At 40.8% G+C, this 23,385-nt stretch carries 16 protein-coding genes; 13 read left to right on the top strand and 3 right to left on the bottom strand.

What is annotated here, in order from left to right; translation table 11 throughout:
• Window positions 1-292: 292 nt before the first annotated feature.
• Window positions 293-910, bottom strand: a complete 618-nt coding sequence (locus tag FA047_RS08100; RefSeq protein WP_136835476.1) for a polysaccharide deacetylase family protein — start codon at window positions 908-910, stop codon at window positions 293-295.
• 91 nt (window positions 911-1,001) lie between these two features.
• Here FA047_RS08100 and FA047_RS08095 point away from each other — a divergent pair, with 91 nt between their 5' ends.
• From FA047_RS08095 to FA047_RS08080, 4 genes are all read left to right on the top strand, one after another.
• Window positions 1,002-2,450, top strand: coding sequence for a TolC family protein (locus FA047_RS08095; RefSeq protein WP_136835475.1), 1,449 nt, complete (start codon window positions 1,002-1,004; stop codon window positions 2,448-2,450).
• A gap of 10 nt (window positions 2,451-2,460) precedes the next feature.
• A complete protein-coding gene (locus FA047_RS08090; protein ID WP_136835474.1) occupies window positions 2,461-3,801 on the top strand; it encodes an efflux RND transporter periplasmic adaptor subunit in 1,341 nt (446 codons plus the stop codon).
• 80 nt (window positions 3,802-3,881) lie between these two features.
• The gene (locus FA047_RS08085; RefSeq protein WP_136835473.1) at window positions 3,882-4,880 is read left to right on the top strand and encodes an NAD(P)H-dependent glycerol-3-phosphate dehydrogenase; all 999 of its coding nucleotides are present in this window, start codon (window positions 3,882-3,884) and stop codon (window positions 4,878-4,880) included.
• A 50-nt stretch (window positions 4,881-4,930) separates the two neighbouring features.
• Complete coding sequence (locus FA047_RS08080; RefSeq protein ID WP_136835472.1) at window positions 4,931-5,269, top strand: hypothetical protein; 339 nt, start codon at window positions 4,931-4,933, stop codon at window positions 5,267-5,269.
• Between the two features lie 60 nt (window positions 5,270-5,329).
• Here FA047_RS08080 and FA047_RS08075 read toward each other — a convergent pair whose 3' ends face one another.
• Both FA047_RS08075 and FA047_RS08070 read right to left on the bottom strand, forming a co-directional pair.
• On the bottom strand, window positions 5,330-7,216 hold the full coding sequence (locus tag FA047_RS08075; protein ID WP_205943273.1) for a DEAD/DEAH box helicase: 1,887 nt from the start codon (window positions 7,214-7,216) through the stop codon (window positions 5,330-5,332).
• Between the two features lie 84 nt (window positions 7,217-7,300).
• Window positions 7,301-7,765 (bottom strand): DUF4293 domain-containing protein, encoded by a 465-nt coding sequence (locus FA047_RS08070; protein WP_136835471.1) that lies wholly within the window; start codon window positions 7,763-7,765, stop codon window positions 7,301-7,303.
• A gap of 84 nt (window positions 7,766-7,849) precedes the next feature.
• On the opposite strand from FA047_RS08070, the gene truA reads away from it, so the two are divergent.
• From truA to FA047_RS08025, 9 genes are all read left to right on the top strand, one after another.
• Window positions 7,850-8,617, top strand: a complete 768-nt coding sequence (truA, locus tag FA047_RS08065) for a tRNA pseudouridine(38-40) synthase TruA (RefSeq protein WP_136835470.1) — start codon at window positions 7,850-7,852, stop codon at window positions 8,615-8,617.
• A 3-nt stretch (window positions 8,618-8,620) separates the two neighbouring features.
• Window positions 8,621-10,417 carry an ABC transporter ATP-binding protein gene (locus FA047_RS08060; RefSeq protein WP_136835469.1) on the top strand — a complete coding sequence of 599 codons (1,797 nt, stop codon included), beginning with the start codon at window positions 8,621-8,623 and terminating at the stop codon, window positions 10,415-10,417.
• A gap of 160 nt (window positions 10,418-10,577) precedes the next feature.
• On the top strand, window positions 10,578-12,605 hold the full coding sequence (locus tag FA047_RS08055; protein WP_225872677.1) for an ATP-binding protein: 2,028 nt from the start codon (window positions 10,578-10,580) through the stop codon (window positions 12,603-12,605).
• Window positions 12,606-12,727: 122 nt separating this feature from the next.
• Complete coding sequence (locus FA047_RS08050) at window positions 12,728-13,306, top strand: RNA polymerase sigma factor (protein ID WP_225872676.1); 579 nt, start codon at window positions 12,728-12,730, stop codon at window positions 13,304-13,306.
• 82 nt (window positions 13,307-13,388) lie between these two features.
• Entirely contained in the window at window positions 13,389-14,432 is a 1,044-nt protein-coding gene (locus tag FA047_RS08045; protein ID WP_136835468.1) for a FecR family protein, read from the top strand.
• A gap of 210 nt (window positions 14,433-14,642) precedes the next feature.
• The gene (locus tag FA047_RS08040; RefSeq protein ID WP_169304358.1) at window positions 14,643-17,927 is read left to right on the top strand and encodes a SusC/RagA family TonB-linked outer membrane protein; all 3,285 of its coding nucleotides are present in this window, start codon (window positions 14,643-14,645) and stop codon (window positions 17,925-17,927) included.
• A gap of 21 nt (window positions 17,928-17,948) precedes the next feature.
• Window positions 17,949-19,829 (top strand): RagB/SusD family nutrient uptake outer membrane protein, encoded by a 1,881-nt coding sequence (locus FA047_RS08035; protein WP_136835466.1) that lies wholly within the window; start codon window positions 17,949-17,951, stop codon window positions 19,827-19,829.
• Window positions 19,830-19,846: 17 nt separating this feature from the next.
• Window positions 19,847-20,320, top strand: a complete 474-nt coding sequence (locus tag FA047_RS08030) for a DUF5018-related domain-containing protein (protein WP_136835465.1) — start codon at window positions 19,847-19,849, stop codon at window positions 20,318-20,320.
• A gap of 128 nt (window positions 20,321-20,448) precedes the next feature.
• A complete protein-coding gene (locus FA047_RS08025) occupies window positions 20,449-23,379 on the top strand; it encodes a glycoside hydrolase domain-containing protein (RefSeq protein ID WP_136835464.1) in 2,931 nt (976 codons plus the stop codon).
• Window positions 23,380-23,385 lie beyond the last annotated feature (6 nt).

Raw genomic sequence — 23,385 nt, 5'->3', positions numbered from 1 at the left:
GTATTCTTATTATTTTTAGCGAATTTACAAAAAAAAACAGGGGTAGGGGATCATTGTCAGATCATTATATTATTTATACATATTCTAAATAATGTAGAGTGCGGGTTGTAGAGGGTATTGTCGGGGCTGGCGACTGGCCGATTATGACCACTATTGTTCATTTTTGAACAGGGGGTAATTATGTGTTAATCGTAAATTATTGAAAATCATTTAATTATGTTTGTTCATTTGTTTGGCTCAAAGTTCGCCATGCCATAGTTAAGTTGAGGATGATAGGAAGTGTATGGTGTGCCTAAAGCTTTTCGAATTTATAACCTGCATTGCTGAAATGTGCCAGGACTTTGGGTAAGGCATAACGCATCCTGTCAAATGCTTTGAGGCTGTCGTGAAAAACGATGATCGATCCATTCCTGGTATTTTGCAGCACATTTTTGCAGCATTTTTCCGGACTGAGGTTAATATCGAAGTCGCCGCTTAGTACATCCCACATGATGATTTGCAGATCAGGATATATGGCTCTGATTGACCTGATCTGGGATTTTTTGATGCGGCCATAGGGCGGGCGAAAGAGGTTTGTAGCGGTTTGTTCCTGACACATTTGAAAGTTTTTTAAGTATATTTTGTCTGGAGTTTTCCAGCCTTTCAAATGGTTGAACGTATGATTTCCGACGCTATGCCCATCGTTCTTGATTTGATTAAAAACATCGGGATGCTTACGGATGTTGTCCCCGATGCAAAAAAAGGTAGCTTTGGCATTGAAGCTTTTTAAAGTTTTTAATGCAAAGTCTGTAACATCAGGTATAGGTCCATCGTCAAAGGTTAAATAAATAACTTTACGGTCTCTTGGTTTATTCCAGGTAAGCGATGGATAATACCATTTTAATAAAATTGGAGATTTTGTAAGGTACATTTTCAAACTTAGATAAAAAATCAGGTTTGTTGTACCTTAAAATTTACAAAAATGATTAAGTTGTTTATATTAATATTGTGAAATTAAATTTATGAAAAGAACTATCCCTAGTAGTACATTATCCAGGCTTACCTTGATTTTTTCTCTTGTTTTCGTAACTGGTTTTGTACAACAGGCCAGCGCTCAGGAGGTAATCACCATACAACAGGCGATTGAAGAAACATTAAATAATAACCTGCAGATTAAACAAGCACGTTTGAGTGAAAGCCTGACTGATGAGAGCTTAAAGCAGTCTAAAGCATCCTTGTTTCCTACGCTTAATGGAAATGGAAGTTACAACGTAAACTTCGGACGCAGTCTGGATCCTTCTACACAGTCCTTTAGCAGTCAGCAATTTTCTTCATTTAATGGAGGTGTATCTACCAGTATAGATTTATTTCAGGGCTTTCAAAAGCTAAACCAAATTAAGCAAAATAAGCTCCTGTTAGATGCTGATAAGACTTATACTGAAAAGGTGAAAAATGACCTTGTGCTGCAGGTGATAACATCTTATATGCAGATTTTGTATAATAAAGATTTTCTCGTAGCAGCAAAACAGCAGTTAGCCGTAGCTCAGCAACAAATGAAACAGCAGCAGGAATTACTCGATGTAGGGAATAAGACATTAGCTGACATTGCCGAATCGAAATCATTGGTAGCTACTGCCGAACTTGATGTAACCACAGCATTGAATGCATTGACTATCTCTTACATCACATTGGCACAATTAATGGATATACCTTCAGCAACTAAATATGACGTAAAACCACCAGATGTGTCAAGCCTCACAGGAACCGCTGCTGTATATAATCCTGAAGAAGTATACGAGCAGGCCCTGTCGCTTTTTCCAGATATCAAGCTTGCAGCTATCCGCACTGAAGCCGCTAAAAAAGCAATAGATATAGCAAAAGGAGCGTACTATCCGAGTATTTCCTTGGGGGCTGGTTTAAATACGAATTACTCAAGTGGCAGAAAAACAGTATTAGATGTAGTGCAGGACGGAGAGAGAGAGATTGGGTATACAGCCAGCGGGGAAAAGGTCTTAACTGCAATGTTTAGAGAATTGTCAGAAACTTATCGGTTTAATGATCAGCTACGGGATAATTTTGGCCAGTATGTAGGTGTGAGTTTGCAAATCCCAATTTTCAATGGTTTCAGAACCAGAACGACGGTGAGAAGATCTAAAATTACGCTGATGCAGAATCAAAATGAAGAACAACTTGCTAAAAATAACCTGAATAAGGTAATTTACCAAGCTGTGGCTGACTTTAGAGCTGCTCAAAGCACATTTGAATCCGCTACGAAAACATTTAACGCGAGAAAGGAAGCGTTCTCAGTAATTGAGCAGCGATATAATGTTGGATTGGTTAATTCGCTGGATTACAGCACATCGCTAACCAATAAGAACAAGGCAGAGATAGACATGATACGTGCTAAGTACGATTTGCTGTTTAAGGCAAAGGTGATTGACTACTATTTAGGGAAACAGATAATTTTTTAAACAACAACAGATGAAATTAAAGACCATATTGATAATTGTAGGTGTGCTGATTGCGCTCCTGGTAGTCGCAAAACTCACCGGCTTAATTGGAGGCGAAAAGACAGAGAAGGTCACAATTGAGAAAGCCGGCGAAAAGGAGGTAATTGAAACGGTTACGGCGAGTGGCAAAATTCAACCGGAAACAGAAGTAAAATTAAGTTCAGAAGTGTCAGGAGAGGTTACAGAGCTTTTGGTTAAGGAAGGTGATGTGGTAAAGAAAGGGCAATTGCTGATCAAAGTGAGACCAGATGTTTTGAAGTCAGGCTATGACCGTGCGGTAGCATCGTTTAGTTCTCAAAAAGCCGGTGTATCTGCTTCACAACAAATGCTGAAGCAAAACGAAGGCAATTTTGTCAATGCAGAAGCTACATATAAACGTAATGTAGAGCTTTTTGGTAAAAAGGTGATCTCAGCGTCTGAGTTTGATGCTGCCAAGGCGGCTTATCTGACTGCTAAAACGAATCTGGCAAGGGCCAAAGAAGATGTGATAGCAGCTAAGTTTCAGTTGGAGCAGACCGGAGCAAATGTGCAGGAAGCAAGTGCTAACCTTGCAAAAGCAACGATATTTGCGCCTGTAGACGGAGTGATCTCTAAATTATCAGTAGAATTGGGAGATCGTATTTTAGGGACAGCCCAGATGGCCGGTACAGAGATTATGCGCATATCTAACCTGTCATCAATGGAAGTAAATGTTGATGTGAATGAAAATGATATCAATCGCGTAAATGTTGGCGATAATGCGACAATCGAGGTCGATGCCTTTGCTGATAAAAAGTTTAAAGGAATTGTAACTGAAATTGCAAGTTCATCCAAAGATGTGGGTACTACTACCAGTGTTGACCAGGTGACTAATTTTATTGTGAAGGTGCGTATCCTTGCAGAGTCTTACAGTAATGTTAAAGGCGGTGCAAAAGATCTGCCTTCTCCCTTCAGGCCAGGGATGTCTGCAACGGTGGACATTGAAAGCGAATCGTTGAAAGGTATGGCGATACCTATCCAGTCTGTTTTTACAGAAGATAAATCCAAGGCAAAACCCGGTACTGAAAATGCGGATGACAATACAGATAAACAAAAGTCTAAGCTGACAGATAAAACTGTGAAACAATATGTCTACCTGTTTAACAACGGCACAGTCAAACGGGTTGAAGTTACAACAGGAATTCAGAATGATCAGTACATCATCATCAAGACTGGCTTAAAGGCCGGACAGGAAGTCGTTACAGGTCCTTATTCTGCAATTCAAAACAGGTTGAAAGATGGTATGAAGGTAGAAAAAACCACTAAGGATCAGCTCTTTGCTGCCCCCAAGTAAAAAGTAAAGGATATCAGTCATTTTAAATAAGTAAATTGCCCAGGTTTAAAACATTAAACCTGGGTTTTTATTTAGATACTATGACACCTAAAGTTGCGATGATTGGTGGCGGTAGTTGGGCTACTGCGATCATAAAAATGCTTTCAGATAATTTTACAGAGAAAGAGATTTTTTGGTGGATGAGGAGTGCTGAAGCAATTGCGCATGTGCAACAGTATAAGCACAACCCGAGCTACCTGAGTTCTGTGGAAATCAGAGTTCCTGAAAAGAATATTTCTAATGACATTGAGTCAATTATAGCTGCGGCGGATTACGTCATTTTAAATGTTCCTGCCGCTTTTCTAAAAGATACACTGGCCTCTGTAACTCCTGAACAATTGAGTGGTAAAAAGATCATATCTGCGATCAAAGGAATAGTGCCTGATGAGAACCTGATCATTGGAGAATTCCTGAACCAGAAGTATCATATACCGTTTGAGGATATTGTAGTCATCAGCGGTCCTTGTCATGCAGAAGAGGTAGCATTAGAGAAACTGTCTTATCTGACGATAGCAAGCGTAGACCTTAAATTGGCGGAGCGGTTTGCCGGCTTGCTGAATACACGTTACATTAAAACCAATATTTCTGATGATATATTCGGTACTGAATATGCTGCGGTTTTAAAAAATATTTATGCAGTAGCCAGCGGCATCTGTCACGGTGTAGGCTATGGTGATAATTTCCAGGCGGTTTTAATTTCAAACGCAATCAGGGAGATTAACAGGTTTGTTGAGGCTGTCCATCCTATTTCGAGGGACATCAAAGAATCAGCTTACCTTGGAGACCTATTGGTGACTGCCTATTCTCAGTTCAGCCGTAACCGTACTTTTGGAAACATGATCGGAAAAGGTTATACCGTGAAATCTGCCCAGCTTGAAATGAACATGATTGCTGAGGGGTACTATGCGGTAAATTGTATGCACCACATCAATAAAAAATATAAAGTAGATATGCCTATTAGCAGGGCGGTTTATGCTATTCTCTATGAAAAGCATTCTCCGCAGATAGAAATGCGGTTGCTGACAGAGCAGCTGAACTAAAAGCCAAACAAAAGCCTTTCATATTTGTTTTTTGTGTAAACATGAAAGCTATGAAAACAAAATATTTGATTGGTATGCTTGCACTCGCTTTGAACGTGGGTGTGGTGTCAATCTCAGGAGCTCAGGAAAAGAAGAAAGAAACGGTAGGAGAGTCTCTCGATAAAACAGGTAAGGCAATCGGTAAAACAGCGACGAAAGTAGGTAATAAAACAGCTGAAGTTGCCGTGAAGGGGGGAGCGAAAGTTGTAGACCAGACTTTTAAAGGTAAGGTAGCACCAGATGGTTCAAATGTGTATATCGACGGGAAGAACCGGAAATATTACATCAATAAAAAAGGAGCAAAGGTTTATCTTAAAGCTTCGCAAATAAAAGATAAGCCAAAACAATAAATTAAAAAGCAAAATAAAAGCCTCCCGATATATATCAGGAGGCTTTTTTATGGTTGAATGTTAAGATCTGCGTTTTCTGTCACTGCTTCCGCCTTCACGTCTGCCGCTTCCGCCTCTATCTTCACGGCTTCTTCCAGAGAAATCTTTGAATCCGCCGCCGCTGTTTCCACCGCTTCCGCCTTCACGTCTGCCGCTTCCACCGCTGCTTCTTCTATCACCGCTTCCGCCTTCACGTCTTCCGCTGCCATAGCCTCCGCCACCGCTTCTTCTTTCGCCACCGCCAAAGCCACGACCACCGCCGCCACCTCTACGTTCTCCTCCACCATCACCATCTGCAGTTTTTTCAATCCTTACACCGCGGTTGTTGAACTCAACACCTTTAAAGTTGTTGAACAAAGAATCAACATTTGCGTTTTCAACTTCAAAGAATGAATACACACCTTTTAAGTCAATTTTACCAATGCTTTTTCCGCTGATTTTACCGTTGTTGCAAACAAAAGATAACAAGTCACCTCTTGTAAAGTCATCCACTGAACCTAAGTTGATGAATAAGCGGGTATAACCTTCACTGCTTCTTCCTCTTTCGCCACGTTCACCGCGATCACCTCTGTCATCAGCAGAAGAATTAAGATCAGGAGCATTTTTGTAATACTCCAGGAAGCGGTTAAACTCTAATGAAGAGAAGCGTTTGATTACTTCTTCTTTGCTCAATTCAGCAAACTCATCCATAATACGAGGGATATACTGCTCAATCTGAGCTTCGTTAACCTCTACATTATGCACTTTGTGTACAAGGGCAAATAATTGTTTCTCACAAACATCGAAGCCAGTAGGCAAATCAGCTTTAGTAAACTGCTTGCCAATGATTCTCTCAATCTGACGGATTTTGCCAATCTCTTTAGAGTTTACGATACAGATAGAAATACCCGTTTTACCAGCACGGCCGGTACGACCACTACGGTGGGTATAACTTTCAATTTCGTCTGGTAAAGAGTAGTTGATTACGTGAGTAACGTTGTTTACGTCGATACCACGTGCAGCAACATCAGTAGCAATTAACAACTGCATGTTACGATCGCGGAAACGTTGCATTACTTTATCACGTTGTTGTTGAGAAAGATCTCCGTGTAAAGCATCAGCATTGTAACCATCTTTAATCAGATGCTCAGCAACATCCTGCGTATCCAGTTTGGTTTTGCAGAATACTACGGCAAAGATTTCAGGGTTAAAATCTACGATGCGTTTTAAGGCAGCGTATTTATCTCTTGCGCGTACAATGTAGTACTCGTGCTCAATATTTACGTTACCAGTGTTTTTTGTTCCCATGGTCAGCTCCACTGGAGAGTCCATGTAATTTTTAGCTATTCTTCTAACCTCAGGAGGCATAGTAGCGGAGAATAACCATGTTTTTTTGTCATCAGGAGTCGTCGACAAAATGTCGTTGATGTCTTCCTGGAAGCCCATGTTCAGCATTTCGTCAGCTTCATCTAAAACTACATACTTCACGTTAGTGAAATCTATAGCCTTACGGCCAATAATGTCCAACATGCGGCCCGGTGTAGCCACTACTATTTGTACACCGTTTCTAATTTCACGCAGCTGCTGCATAATGTTTGCGCCACCGTAAACGGCAACGACATTAGCACCAGAGATGTTTTTTGAGAAATTTTTGATGTCGCTTGTAATCTGTAAGCAAAGCTCTCTTGTAGGGCATAAAATTAATGCCTGAGGCTTGTTGCTTTTAAAGTCGATCAATTCTAACAGAGGTAAACCGAATGCGGCTGTCTTTCCTGTTCCTGTTTGGGCCAAACCAACAAAATCGTTATTGCCCTCTAACAGCACAGGAATACTTTGTTCCTGAATAGGTGTTGGATTTTCGAAACCTAAATCCTTTACGGCATTAACAACGTCATCACTTATCCCCAATTTACTAAATGGGTTTATCATGTATAATAATTTATTAAGCCGCAAAGGTACAGTTAATATTTGGTATTTTACAGATGTGTAACTAAATAAAAATCAGACAATTAATTATCTGAGCCTGTCGGCCGATCTCAATAATTGCTCATCTTTTCTAATTCCCCGGATCGAGAGCATACAAAATATAAGTGCCAGCACAAATAAAGATGACCCAATGTGAACAGAAGCCCCATTCATCCCGCCCGGCAGCAAAGAGGCATTTAAAGCCGATAAAGCCGCCGCAACGATGATCAGGATCATATTGATCATGATGAGACGTTTTTGCATTGGACGGTTTTTGAATTGAAAAATACTGATCAAACAAACCAATATGGCGATACCGTTCACAGTCATAGCTCCTATCTGGGTGCCGTTAAGCTGCGTGCCGTCGACGATCTTGGTTGATTGATGGTATCCATCTATATAAAGCCTGTATTCTGTAGTGTCAACATTCTTGCTCATTATGGGAGTAAAAAACAGGCAAATCAGGGTTAATGCTGCTAGAAGAAGCCATATAGATTGTATTCTTTGTATCATATCAATTCAATAATTTTAACAAAGATATTAAAAGGCCTAAACTAAGCAATCTGATATACGATATAAAAAGATAAATTTGCAGTATTGAATACACAACGTTACTTTATCGAACTGTCATACAATGGCACCGCATATCATGGCTGGCAAATACAGCCCAATGCCATTACTGTACAGGAATGCCTAGACAAGGCGTTGTCTGTTTATTTCAGGCAAACTTTGGCTACTTTAGGCTGCGGACGTACAGACAGCGGTGTGCATGCTACTCAGTTTTACGCACATTTTGACCTGAAATTTGATACCCCAAATGCTTTGAGGCCTTCGGATCCCTCACGGTTTATCACTGGTATCAATTCCTTATTGCCATATCAAATCGCCATTAAACGGGTCTTCGAAGTACATAACGATGCCCATGCCCGGTTTGATGCAACTGAAAGGGCTTATCATTATCACATCCATTTTCATAAGGATCCTTTTAAGCTTGAGCGCTCCTGGTTATTCAAAGGGGAATTAAATATAGAAGCAATGAATGAGGCAGCGACAGTTTTACTGGATCATACTGACTTTTCCTGCTTTAGTAAATCAAATACCCAGACCTTTACAAACAACTGTAAAATAATGGAAGCTCATTTTCAGTTTAAAGAAGAAGATCTGTTGTTTACCATCAGGGCCGATCGTTTTTTAAGAAATATGGTGCGTGCGATTGTGGGTACATTGGTAAGGGTTGGCAAAAATGAAATAGATCTGGCGCAGTTCAAAGAAATCATAGCGAGTAAGAACCGTAGCAATGCAGGTCAGTCGGTACCTGCTTGTGGTTTATACCTGGTCAATGTGGTTTATCCATATGTAAAATAAAATATGTCTAAGATAACAGGAGATGCTTTTAATGTAGGGTTATTGAAACGGGTTTTTCAATATGTGAAACCCTATCAGGGCATTTTTATATGGTCAGTGATATTGACGATACTATTGGCAGCAATAGCTCCGCTACGGCCTATTCTGATTGGATACACACTCGATCACCACATTCTTAAAGGAGATTATCAGGGCTTGCTGAATATGACAGTGCTCATGTTTGTCTTGTTGATTCTCCAAACGGTTTTTCAGTATAGTCATACCTTGCTCACCAATACCCTTGGGCAGTCAGCGATCCGTGATCTGAGAATCAACGTATTCAATCACATTACAAAATTAAGGCTTAAATACTTCGATAATACACCTATTGGCCAGCTGATTACCCGTACAGTATCCGATCTGGAGACAATTGCTGAGATTTTCTCTGAAGGGCTTATTGTGATTATTGGTGATATCCTGATGGTCATCGTAATTATTGGGGTCATGATTTACAGAGACTGGACGCTCACTATCGTTGTGTTGCTCCCCATGCCATTGCTGATCATGGCTACCTCAGTTTTTCAAAAGGCAATTAAGTCGGCCTTTCAGGAAATCCGTACCGAAGTCTCAAATCTGAATACCTATTTGCAGGAACACATTACCGGAATTTCTATCATCCAATATTTTGCGAGGGAAAAACAGGAGTATAAAAAGTTTGTAAATATCAATGCTCGCTACCGTGATGCTAATATCCGTTCAAATTGGTATTATTCTATATTTTTTCCTGTTGTTGAGATCATTTCGGCCATGTCACTTGGCTTGCTGATCTGGTATGGCGCTAAAACCATTCTGAAAGATTCAACTGTTCAACCTGGTATCATTACAGAATTTATTATGTTCATCAGTATGCTGTTCAGGCCGATCAGGGAGCTTGCAGATAAATTCAATACGCTGCAAATGGGAATGGTAGGAGCAGAAAGGGTATTTAAAGTGCTGGATACAGATGAGGTTACTGAAAATAAAGGTGTGCTGACCCCGGTAAAAATGGAAGGTCAAATCTCTTTCCAGCAGGTATGGTTTGCCTATAATGACGAAAACTATGTTTTGAAGGACATCTCTTTCGAGGTAGAGGCTGGAAAAACCATTGCATTGGTTGGCGCAACCGGCGCAGGGAAATCATCGACGATCAATATCCTGAACCGTTTTTATGAGATTCAGAAGGGCGAGATTAAAGTGGATGGCATAAAAATACAGGATTATGAACTGAATTACCTGAGGAGTAATATCGCAACAGTTTTGCAGGATGTATTTCTCTTTTCCGATACGATATTCAATAACATTACATTGAATAATCCTGAGATTACTATGGACGAAGTGGTTGATGCCGCTAAGAAAGTTGGAGCTCATGAGTTTATTGAAAGATTGCCGGGAGGTTATCAGTACAATGTAATGGAGAGGGGCGCTACGTTATCTGCCGGACAAGCGCAACTCATTTCTTTTATCAGGGCGTTGGTTTACAATCCCTCTATTCTGGTACTGGATGAAGCAACATCCTCTGTAGATACGGAAACAGAAATGCTGATCCAGCGCGCTATTGAAAACCTGATGGAAGGACGTACTTCCATCGTCATTGCCCACCGTTTGTCGACCATTCAGAAAGCCGATAAAATATTGGTGCTGGATAAAGGCGAGATTAAGGAAATGGGTACCCATCAGCAGTTGCTGAAACTGGACGGGTATTACAAGAAGTTATATGACCTGCAATTCAATTCTTCGGGGGTGAAAATAGGGGGCAGGGAGGATAATTCATGTCCAAGGTGATTTTTTAGGGCATGGAAGGTTCCTGCATGGCGCTTGCTGAGCCTCCGAATAAATGTAAGGTATATACCCTGCGTATTTTTAACGCTTTTGGAGATATTATATCTATCTGTTAAACAAAAACCATAGATATTCGTTATTCTGTAAATCAATCAGTTTGCCTATGCTATTTACAGATGCAGAAGATTTTAACTATACGATACTTAATGCACCGATCGGTATTTGCATATTAAATGCAGATACGCTTGTAGCAGAAATTGTTAATGATAAGTTTCTTGAGGTTGCCGGCAAACCTTACAACGCCATCTATGGGCAGTACTACTGGGACGCTTTTGCAGAAGTCCGGTCTAATGACGAGGCGGCCCTGGCTACAGTTGTGGCAACGGGTGAGACCTATTATGCGGACGAAGTAGAGCTCATGCTGATTCGTTATGGAAAACCGGAAATGATCTTTGTCACTTTTGTATATGCCCCGGTAAAGAATAAGGAAGGTAAAGTAAAAAAAGTTGCTGTGTGGGTGCTGGAAAATACCAGACAGGTTACCGAGCGAAAAAAGGAGGCTATGATGCGGATACAGGAGGAACTCCGCGAAGTCAGGAGACATGCAGACCAGCAGCGAAGAGTCTATGAAGCAATTGCCTCAGGAACACCAGACCTAATGTATGTATGGGATCTTCAGTATCGCTTTATCTATGCCAACAGTGCCTTGCTGAACATGTGGGGTAAGACCTGGGATACCGCTATCGGGAAGGGCTTACGGGAAAATGGTTACGAAGAATGGCACGCGGCAATGCACGAACGCGAAATTGATCATGTTGTAGCAACAAAGGAATCTGTTCGCGGTGAAGTCGCCTTTCCTCATGCCGTTTTGGGCAATAGGATTTATGACTATATCCTGATCCCGGTATTCAATGAAGCAGGAGAAGTGGAAGCGGTGGCAGGGACAACAAGAGATGTTACTGACCGCAAGGAAATGGAGCAGACTCTGGCGCAGAGTAGTGAAGAATTGCAGGCCATTAATGAGGAGCTATTGTCTGCAAACGAAGAGCAGGCTGCTTCCAATGAAGAGCTTATTGCGACTAATGAAGAGCTGGCTATCGTAAACCAGCAACTGAGGGATGCCTGGCACAAGATTGAAGAACGTGAGATAGCACTGCGCCTTGCCGTTGATGCTGCCAACTTCGGTACCTGGTTCATTCATTCGGTAACGCGGGAATTTATTACAGATGCCCGGTTGAAAGAGTTATTCGGATACTATCCTGAAGAGGAGCTTTCCATAGAACAGGCGCTTGCACAGATCACCGATGAATATCGTGATTTTGTATCCACTAAACTGGAAAATGCACTTTACAACAACGGCGATTATGATGTGACGTATCCGGTTATAGGTCTGCATGATAACCGTCTGCGGTGGCTTCGCGCCATCGGCAACCTAAAAGCAGATCCCTCCGGTGCGTTCTCGGCATTTACCGGCGTAGTGATGGATATCACTGAGCAGAAAATCGATGAAATCCGAAAGAATGACTTTATCGGAATGGCCAGTCACGAACTAAAAACGCCCCTGACTTCGATGAAAGGCTATATACAAATGCTGATAAAGGTAAACAGGCAAAATAATGATCTCAATACTGATATGCTGGAAAAAGCAAATAGCCAGGTCGGGAAAATGACGGCTATGATCAATAGCTTCTTAAATGTATCCCGGCTTGAATCAGGGAAGATTTACATGGAGATTCAGGAATTTGATCTTGCTGAGCTTATAGAAGAAGCTGAAGAGGAAACAAATGCCACGATTTCGAGCCATATTGTGATCTTCAATCCGGTTGTTGAACCCATGGTGGTCAATGCCGACCGGGATAAGATCGGGCAGGTGATCCACAACCTGATCAGTAATGCCCTTAAATACTCGACAGCCGGAAGTACGATTGAGGTATCGTGCTTTAAAGACAAAGGAATGGTAAATGTGAGCGTGAAAGACCGAGGCATGGGTATAAAATCCGATGATCTTCCGAATATTTTTGACCGTTATTACCGTGTTGAAGGAAGCCAGATGTTTTCTATTTCGGGCTTTGGCATCGGCCTTTACCTTTGTAAAGAAATCATTGAGCGGCACAAAGGTGAAATATCTGCAATAAGCGATTTTGGAGTTGGATCTACTTTTACTTTCAGTCTTCCCTTACTTAGTACATGATGCATTAAAGGATGGCAGTAATTTTATTGAAGGTTATCAGAACATTAAATTAATAAATATTTAATTGACAGATAATTCATATAATTGCTAATGTAACCAAATAATTACGGGACGCCCACCCAATGAACAAAAAAGATCTTCCTATTGTTGATGACATCACCATACATAGCTTGTGGTGGGAAGCGATGTGTACTGGCGATAGGAAAGCTTTTCTGGATCTATACAAAGGCCTTTATCGAAGTCTTTCTGTGTTTGGTCTAAGGGTTTGTTCAGATCCAGATGTTGTGAGCGATACCCTAAATCAGGTTTTTCTGGAATTGTGGGAAAAGCATGAATTCTTACCCAGGGTGGATCAGGTTGAATCTTATTTGAGAACCATCCTTAAAAGAAAAATTCTAAAGCAGATCAGCCATCAGCAAAAATTAGACAGGGTTATTTCTGCAATTGCAAAAGATGGTGACTTGATTGAAATGCCATATGAGGAGCTCATCGTCAAAATCCAGTCGGATGACTTGGTGAAGAGACGATTAAGCCAGGCATTGGAAAAACTTAGTCTTCAGCAGCGGAAACTTATTCAGTTACGGTTTTTTGAAGGACTGAGCTATGAAGAGGTCGCCAGACTGAGCCAGATGACCGTTCGTACTGCTTACAACACCATTTATGAGGCGTTGAAGGTGCTTAGAAAATATTTAATTCACTAATTATTAGCGATTTATAATGTTTTTTTAAAAAGCACCGGTAAAAGTCAAACAATTCGGACACTGATATATAAAAGGCAGCCGAATGATTAACGATTATTTACAACCAGAGGATTTTTTAATGGATGACACCTTCAAGAAATACTGCGAAGGCAGTGACGAGAGGTGTATCCAGTTTTGGGAAAAATGGGTTATTGATAATCCTTCGAAATCTCATCTGGTGGAGAAGGCACGGTACATGTACCAGATTCTGAGTGCGAACATAACGCCAATGAATGTTCAGGTTAATAAAATCAATGAAGCGCTGCAGCCTCAGAAAGAATTGCGGAAGCGTTATATTTTATGGTATGCGGCAGCTGCTGCCTGTTTTTTTATAGTGCTAATGGCCGGACTCTTTTATTATGTAAATAAGCCCGAAAAGCCTGTCCTTTATTCTAAATCATTCGAAACGGGTTTAGGAAGTAAAAAGAAAATCGTTCTTCCAGATGGAACGATTGTTTATCTTAATTCGGATAGCGAAATCAAAATGGAAGAAGGTTTCAATGAAGAAACCAGATCGGTAAAATTAATCGGAGAAGCATATTTTGATGTAGCACACAACAAGGAAAAACCATTCAAGGTATTGACGGACAATTTTAAAGTCACTGTTTTGGGGACTATATTCAATTTAAAGGCTTATCCAAAGGAAGGATTCTCTGAAGCCTCTCTGGTTAAAGGATCAATCAAAGTGGAGAGTACTGATGGAGATCAGGAAAACACGCTGACTTTAAGGCCAGGACAGAAAATGAAGTTTTATCAGAATGAGAAAAAATCAATAGCTGGTGTAAAAGCATCACCTCAACTTCCGAAAATAGAGTTGGGGCGCCTCACGAAACTTGATACCAACATCGTGGAAACTGCATGGGTAACAAATAACCTTGTTTTTGATGCACTCACCTGGAAGGAAATGCAACCAATAATTGAGCGGTGGTACGGTATTGATATAGAATTGGGAGATGAAACTGTTGCCGGTTACCAATATACGGCCACTTTCAGCAAAGAAAATATTTTTGAGGTTCTTAAACGCCTTCAGGAAGTAAAATCATTTAAATATAAAATGAAAGGAGGACAAATCATTATTACTAAATAACTACCAAGCCAAATAGAAAGATTAAAAAATAAAAAGGGGCGATGCTGGAACACCGCCCCGGGATTTTTTGATTCTTTATGTGATCGGGTATGTCACGTAGCAAACAGTAAATACCACAATCAAGCTAACCAAAAAAACAAAAGTATGATAAATTATTACTTCACCAAAGAGCCATCCTGGAATCGAGTGCGCTCCAAACTCATTTTAACAATGAAACTAACATTTTTAATGGTGATGATCGCCTGCTTAAATGTGTCTGCAAAGGTTTTTTCGCAAGAGAAGCTGTCTTTTGATATGAAGAACATGGAGCTGAGCAGGGCCCTTAAATTGATAGAAAAACAAAGCTCATTTCGCTTTGTTTACAGCCCAACTGAAGGACCTTTTAATAAACAGATAAGCGTAAAAGTAAATAAAGCACCCATAACTGATATTCTTGACCAGCTTTTAGAAGGCACTTCATTGGTTTATGCCATTGAAGGGGATAACCTGGTTACCATTTCCTCGAAAGGAAAATTATTAAAAGATATTACTGTAACTGGTATTGTAACAGATGCTGCAGGATTGCCATTGCCGGGGGTAAGTGTTAGCGTGAAAGGCGTAAAAGGCCTTGGCGCAATGACCGATGGAACCGGGAAATTCAGTCTGAAGGTTCCGGATAATGCTATTCTCGTATTCTCGTTTGTGAGTTACGAAACCCAAGAAGTTGCCGCAGTTGCTGGAAGCACAATGCGTATTCAACTTAAGGAATCAAACAATAACCTTGATGAAATCGTAGTGCAGGCTTATGGTACTACAACTAAAAGAAAAACAACTAGTGCAATATCTACTTTAGATATGAAAAACGTTGCGCCATTGCCAGTTCAGTCTATTAATGATGCTGTAGCGGGCCGATTGGCAGGTATAATTGTAACTACTACGAGTGGAGCTCCAGGTACTAAAAGTGTTATTTCTATTCGTGGTGGAGGCACTCCCTTATTTGTGATTGACAATATCATTCGTTCCTCCAATGATTTTTCTAACTTGAACCCTAACGATATACAAGACTATTCAGTATTGAAGGATGCAGCGGCAACTGCATTATATGGTGTTGCAGCAGCAAATGGAGTAATTGTGGTGACTACAAAAAAAGGTACCGAAGGAAGTACCAATATCAATTACTCATACAACCAGATATTTTCTCAGCCGACATTATTCCCTACAAAAGTTAGTTCATATGAGCAATTGAAAGCCATCAATGACGTATACGTCGCTGAAGGAATTCAGCCGCCAACTAAACCTGAGGATCTTGAAGGGTTTCGTTTAGGCACAGATCTGATTAAGTATCCAAATACGGACTGGCGTAAAGTGGGCATGAAGGATTTTGCACCAGAAATGCGACACGACCTATCACTTAGTTCTGGTGGTAAGGTCACAAAATACTATGCCTCTGTTTCATATTACGATCAGGGTACAATATTAAGAACTGATAAGAATTTTAATCGCAGAACGACTTACCGGTTAAATACAACGAGTAACTTCGATAATCTAAACTTAACTGTGACGACCAATCTGGATGGTTTTGTTGAAAACAATTCTCAGCCGGGAGTTAGTTATGGTAATCTATACAGTCACATTCAAAATAAGCAACCTAGACAGCAAGCCTATAATGAGTTTGGCCTGCCTTCAAATAATACAGTGGATAATCCTGCTGTTGAGTTGCATCCACAATCTGGATACATCCGTAATCTAAGCCGGGTTTTTAATGGTAATCTTGGTGTAGAATATGCTGCCCATTTCCTCGAAGGTTTGAAATTCAAGTTCAATGGCGTTTACAATATGTATAACAGCATAGGGAAAAGCTGGAATGCCCTGGCTCCTAGTTATGCTAATGGTAGTACCACACCCATTTATGCAAATCCACCGAGCTTAACCAGTTCTTCAGGCGAAGGTAAGAGCATTACGTTGCAGGGATATGTGACCTATAACAAGACTTTTGGTGATCATTCTGTTGATTTTTTGGGTGTGTATGAACAGCAGCAATTTTATTCTTCAAGTCTGAGCGGACAGCGTACTGCTTACCAAATACTGTTTGACCAATTGCTAGCAGGACCGACTTTAAACCAAAGTGTTGGTGGCAGCGAAGGCGAAAGTGCAAGATCTGCCTATCTCGGAAGGTTAAACTATACTTATAAGTCAAAATATTCAGCTGAATTGTCTGTACGCAGAGATGGAAGTGATTTGTTTGTGCCTGGAAAACAGTGGGGTACATTCTATGCTGTTTCAGCAGGTTATTCTATCTCCGAAGAAAATTTCATGAAAGGGCTTAAAGACAAACACATCTTTGATTACCTTAAGTTTCGGGGTTCTTATGGGGTTACCGGAAATTCAGATGGAGTTGGACGATTTTTATATATACCCGGATATGGTATTTCTTCTGTTGGTTGGGTTATCGATGGTAAAGCTGTACAGGGTACATCAGAACCGGGTTCATTACCTAGTGTGAATTATTCCTGGCAGACTATCAAATCACGAAATTTCGGATTCGACTTTGCTTCCCTAGATAATCATTTAAATGGTAGTGCTGAGTATTATTACACGCGTACTACGGGATTTGTGGTAGGCGATCCAAAGTTCTCGCAAACTCTAGGTATCGGATTGCCTCCTATAAATTTTGCTGAGGGTGCGAATCGTAAAGAAGGATATGAGTTTAACCTTAGTTGGAATAACAGCGTAGGAAAATTAAATTATAAAGTGGGCTTGAACTTTACCAGGTTTAATACTTTAACGGAGCGTAATACTGAAGACCAGGCTACTTTACAAAATCCATTTACCCGTGGCTCGGGAGTTGCAAATGATTTTCTTAGAACAGGTTATTATAATGCAGGATTCTATACCGATTATAGCCAGTTGCTTTCAGGTGCGAGAATTATAAATGCCAATAATGTTACTGCCGGTGACTTACGCTATCAAGATACTAATGGGGACGGACAAATTAATGGAAGTGATAACAGAAGAATTGGAACCAATACAATGCCTAGATCAAATTATGGCATCACCGTGGATTTGGATTATAAAGGATTTTTCTTTACCACAGTAATTCAGGGAGCAGGAAACAGGGATCGTTATATTGGTGATGTGGTTCAAGGTGCAAGCGGACAAACTTTGTTAACTTATGATTTTCAAACGGACTACTGGAGGCCTGACAACACAGATGCATTATTTCCAAGACAAGTATCTACCCCTAGTGTCAACGGCAGTCAAAATTATCAGATCAGCGACTTTTGGTTAATCCAGTCAAAATACCTGAGATTAAAATACTTGCAATTGGGCTACGATTTCAAGCATAGCTTGTTGAAGAAATCCGCTTTTCAGCAGTTAAGGGTCTTTGCATCAGGTACCAATTTGCTGACATCAGCAAAAAGCCAGAAGTATTTTATAGATCCTGAGTCTGAGACTAATAACTATGGGTATCCTGTACAAAGAACGATCTCTTTTGGCATAAGCGCAGGATTTTAATCATCAAATAACACTAAGATAATGAAAAGATATACTATACTAACCTCGGGGATTTTGGCAGCAGTATTTGCGCTGAGTTCCTGTAAAAAAGTGTTAGAAACAGAACCATTTGATAGAATAAGCGAAGATGTAGTTTGGAGTACAAAAGCTAATGCTGAAACCTTCATATACAGTACTTACAGTATCATGAACTCATATGCCGGGGGTGAGGGGACCGATCCAAGAACCACTAATATCCTGGGATTTGATGGTACGTACAACAATTCTTCCGCAATCTTCACTGAAGCAGTAACCCGTTCAAGTGATTATGGGTTTAACAATTGGGCCGCTATACGAAGATGCAACCAAATTATCGAAAAAGTGGGTGCTTCTGCCGGCATATCGGATGCGGATAAAAAAGCATTGATTGCAGAGGGTAAATTTTTAAGAGCAATGTCTTACTATAACATCGCAAGAAGTACTGGCAGGATTGTTTGGATAGATCGGGTGCTGACTCCGGAGGATGAGTTAAAATTAGCTTCCACCGCAAACCCTACAGAATCTTATGCTTATATCATTAAGGATCTCGAGGATGCTGTTGTGGATTTGCCAACTATCAAAATTTCAGGTAGAACTAATAAATATGTAGCAGCTGCATTTTTAACTGAAGTTTGCCTGCAGGCACTTGCTTATAAAAATTATCCTAATGCAGCGGCTATAAGTCAGACCGACCCTCTTCTGGATAAAGTCATCAGCAATGCACAGAAGGTAATTACTGAGGGTGGTTATAGCATGGAGGCCGATTACGGAGGCATGTTTAACGAAACGAAGAAAACCTCTCCAGAGATTATCTTTGGAATCTATCGACTGGCTATCAACACAACCGTTGACGGTACTCCAATGCAGACAATCGTTCCGAACTTAAACAATACACGTGTTGTTCAAAATTTAGGAAGTCCGCTTTTAAATAACCAGAATGTATTTGAGGCATGGTGCTCTAACTTTCCATCGCAGAATTTTGTGGATGACTACCTTACAAAAGACAAAGCCAACCCTTTGATTGCCCTGCCATGGAACAAGACCTCTCAATATCTAGCTGCTGTAGATGAGGGTGTAACTATTCCTTCCACAGGAACCAATCACGATGTGATTCCTAGAGCGAACGGAGAAGCCTTGATGAAAACAGGGAAAATAAAATCAGGAAGTACTGAAACTATCTGGAATTTAGCCAATGAAAACAGGGATGCCCGATGGAGAGCATCGGTTTGGAGTGATTCTACAGATAGAATATATGGGGAGCTCCTGACCATGACCATCCGGGGAAATGCAAATCGCTGGATGAAAACAAACGGATATGCGTATTATGCGAGTTTAAGTAATATGTACTGGAGAAAGGGACTTTATACCAATGTAAATCCAAGACCTTATGTTGGTGTTGCTACCGATTACCATTATGTTCCTATGCGTTTGGGCCGGGTTTATCTTAATATGGCTGAAGCATACTTGTTGAAGGGTGATCTAGCGAATGCATTGATTAATTTGAACAAAACGCGTGTAGTCCATGGAAATTTACCTGCTGCTATATCGCCGACGATCGCTGAAGCCTGGAAAGACTATAAACGTGAACGCCGCGTAGACCTGGTTATGGAAAATGACTATTACTTTAGCCTTCTACGCTGGGGTAGGTATGGCGGTGATGCCAATTCTGGCCTAGCTTCAGGAAAAACTATCCCTGAACTAACTGAATCGATACGTGTGATGGATGTGAGCAAGGATAGAAAATCTTTTGTCCTGGTAACAGGGGGATTTGGAGGTGTAAATAACGCTAGGGTATTTGATGAAAGCAGACGTTATTTATTCCCGATTGCACAAAGTTATCTGGATAATAATCCAGCTTTTGGACCTCAAAACCCAGGATGGTAAAACGTAAATTTTAGAATATGAAAAAGACTTTAATAAATAAAATTGCCTTGTTAGGCCTAATGATTTCGGTTTTATGTTCATCCTGTTTAAAAAAGGATTTACCTGAATATCCGGCCTTTGATGCGAATGAAATTACGCTGGTAAACGTTGAACATAGATTTGCAGGGACTTCGACAAATGGGCAGCCTGTTGTTATTTATCAAAAATTAACGTTGGCACAGCAGGTAGATAAAACAACCTCGACGATTAATGTTCAGATTACTGTTCCAGCTGCTACTGGCCAGTTCACAACTGCAGAGAGAGCTAAAGTGGCACAAAACAAGTTGTGGTTTTATATGAACCTATCTACTGCGGCTGTCATAGCGCCGACAGATGGAACGCCAAAATTGGGTGACCCTACTGACGGCACTAAGCCGTTGAAATATATTGTAACCGCAGCAAATGGGGCAACCCGGACCTGGACAATAAATGTCACTGCGTTTAATCCATAACCTGGATATAGAAGGTTATGAAAAATACTGAACTTAGGTTAGTTAGTTAAATTGGTGAGGGTGCACGTAGTTACTGCACCCTCTTTTTTGCTTGACAATTCCCGTTCTCAAATTACACACATACACAAATGAAATTTATATCAACCGTTGCTTTATATATTCTCTTTGGCATTTCTGCGTATGCCCAGGAAATGAGCTATACGATTTCAAAACAACTCTGGCCGGATGTATTAGGTAACCATCGGGCTGTAATTTCAGTCGGCAAAAATACTGATGCTGCTGAGGTAAAAATAGAATGGCGAAGAAGGGATTGGGATGCCGATCAAAAGGCCATTATCATCACAGACGAAAAAGGAAATAAAATAGACAATATATACCGGATCCACATAAACTCTGAAGAAGGACATTTTGTTTTTCAACCCACAGGTGGTGCAGGAAAATATTTTGTTTACTACTATGCCTGGAGCGGGCGCAAAGGCAATGGTGGATTTTCTGGTAATTACTTGAAAAAAGAAAAGGAACCAAATGAAGATTGGGTTGAAAAAAATAATTTAACCACCAGCAAATTAAAGCTTGAGCAGGCCAAAGTGATTGAGATTCAATCCCGGACTGCTTTTGATAGCTTTTTTCCAATGGAAATCGTGGCAAAGAAATCGGAAGTAGAAAACCTGGTGAAAAAATCTGCTTCACCATACCTCGTGTTTCCCGAAGACCGGAAATTTCCGATCAAAATGTTTGATGATATTCCCTATAAATGGGTCACTAAAGGCTCTTCAGCATTGTTCACGGGCACTGCCCAACGGAATGAGTATTATGTCTTCCAATTGGGGGTGTTTGCCTTAGTACAGGATCTTGAAAATATTAAAATAGAATACATTAAGTCGCCCTTTTCCGCTACCTGTTTCAATACAGAAGGTTACGATAGCAAAGGAGACTTCTTTACAAAGATCGTAAATGTAAAGAAGGGTAAAGTGCAGCCTTTATGGATTGGGCTAGATATTCCAAAGGATGCCAAGCCAGGCTTAAAAGAATTCCAGGTCAAAGTAAAACCAGAAAATGCACCTGCTAAAATCATCAATGTAAAGATAAATGTGACGAATGAGGTGCTGGCAAACCGTGGGGATGATGAATCCTGGAGACATTCCAGATTGAGGTGGTTAAATTCTAAACTGGGAATTAATGATGATGTGGTTAAGCCCTATCGTAGCCTTGAGGTCACAGGTCAAAAAATTTCTACTTCAAGCGGACAAGTTACTTTAAAACAAGATGGACTTCCATCAGAAATTATGGCGAACGGAAATTCATTGCTCGCCGGACCATTGACATTTAATATTTTAATGGACAATCAGGCGGTTACTTTTAGCCGCCATGATTTCCGGTTCTTAAAGAAGGAACCAGGGAAAGTCACCTGGGAAAGTACGATGCTCAGCGACAAGCTAAAACTCACATGTAGGGCGAGTATGGAAGCCGACGGCTATCTGCGCTATAAAATTAGTGTGGCTCCTTTGCATGACACGAAACTGGATGACATACGGCTTCAAGTTCCTGTCAAAAAAGAATTGGCCAGGTACTTCATGGGAATGGGATTGCCTGGATCTAAGTGTCCTGATAATTACGACTGGAAGTGGAAAGGACCTCAGGATTCCTACTGGATAGGTGATGTGGATGCTGGTCTGTTTTGCGAAATGCGTGGAGCATCCTATAGCGGACCATTATTAAATCTGTACCATCCGGCCGCACCTCCAGCTTGGTATAACAATAACCTTGGCGGATTTAATGTTTCAGAGAAAGATAATGTGGTGAATACACAGACTTATAGCGGCACCAGAACAATGAAGGCGGGAGAGACTTTGGATTTTGAATTTGCTATGCTCATTACGCCGGTAAAACCATTGGATACAAAAAGTCAGTTTGTAAACAGGTATTATCATAATGGAAATCAGCCCGAACCGCCCCTGAGCATTTTAGAGTCAGGCGTTAAAATTATCAATGTACATCATGCCAATCTAATCAATCCATATATTAATTATCCTTTTGGTAGTGTAGATAGTATAAAACGGTTTGTATCAGATTGGCATAAAAGAGGTGTGAAAACTAAGATCTATTATACCATCCGCGAGTTGAGCAATCAAGCGACAGAACTCTGGGCTTTACGCAGTTTAGGTACGGAAGTGCTGGCTGATGGAAATGGTGGTGGATATACCTGGCTGAGGGAACATTTGGGTTCCAATTATAATGCGCAATGGTTCACCCCAATTAATGGAATGGAGGCTTGTGATGCAGCTGTCTTAACGAGTGGGGAGTCCAGGTGGTACAATTACTATGTGGAGGGGTTGCGATGGATGATCAGGAATACTGATCTGGATGGTTTATACCTGGATGATGTTTCGTTTGACCGTGATCTATTGAAAAGGGTGAGGAAGGTGATGGATATGGTGAAGCCGGGTTGTATCCTGGATCTTCACTCTAATACCGGTTTTTCCAGAGGCCCGGCCACCCAGTATATGGAGTTCTTTCCTTACATAAATAAGTTATGGTTTGGGGAGAGTTTTCAATATGACAAAATGCCTCCAGAAAACTGGCTTGTTGAAGTATCCGGAATTCCCTATGGCTTGATGGGCGATATGCTGCATGCAGGTGGAAATCCCTGGAGAGGAATGGTTTATGGAATGACGGTTCGTTATCCCTGGTTTACCGAAGGTGTGAACTGTGATCCGCGTGAAATATGGAAAGTATGGGATTCATTTGGAATTGCTGATGCTAAAATGGTTGGGTATTGGGAAGAGCAAACACCGGTTCGAACCAGTGATCCGGGTGTTTTGGCGACTGCCTATATTAAAGACGACAAATTGCTGATTGCTGTGGCCAGTTGGAATAAAAATGCTACTGCAGTAAAGTTAAACATCGATTGGAAGAAGATAGGATGGGAGCCGCAGGAGATAATGATTTGTCCGGCAATTGAGAACTTTCAATCTGCAAGAACTCTCGGCTTAAAGGATGCTATTGAAATAGATCCGACCAAAGGTTATCTGCTGATTATTAATAAAATTGTCCATTAGAACACG

Source organism: Pedobacter frigoris (genome assembly GCF_005116445.1).
GTDB classification, from domain to species: domain Bacteria; phylum Bacteroidota; class Bacteroidia; order Sphingobacteriales; family Sphingobacteriaceae; genus Pedobacter; species Pedobacter frigoris.
The sequence above is the reverse complement of the archived record's forward strand: the minus strand, read 5'-3'. Positions and strand labels throughout refer to the sequence as shown.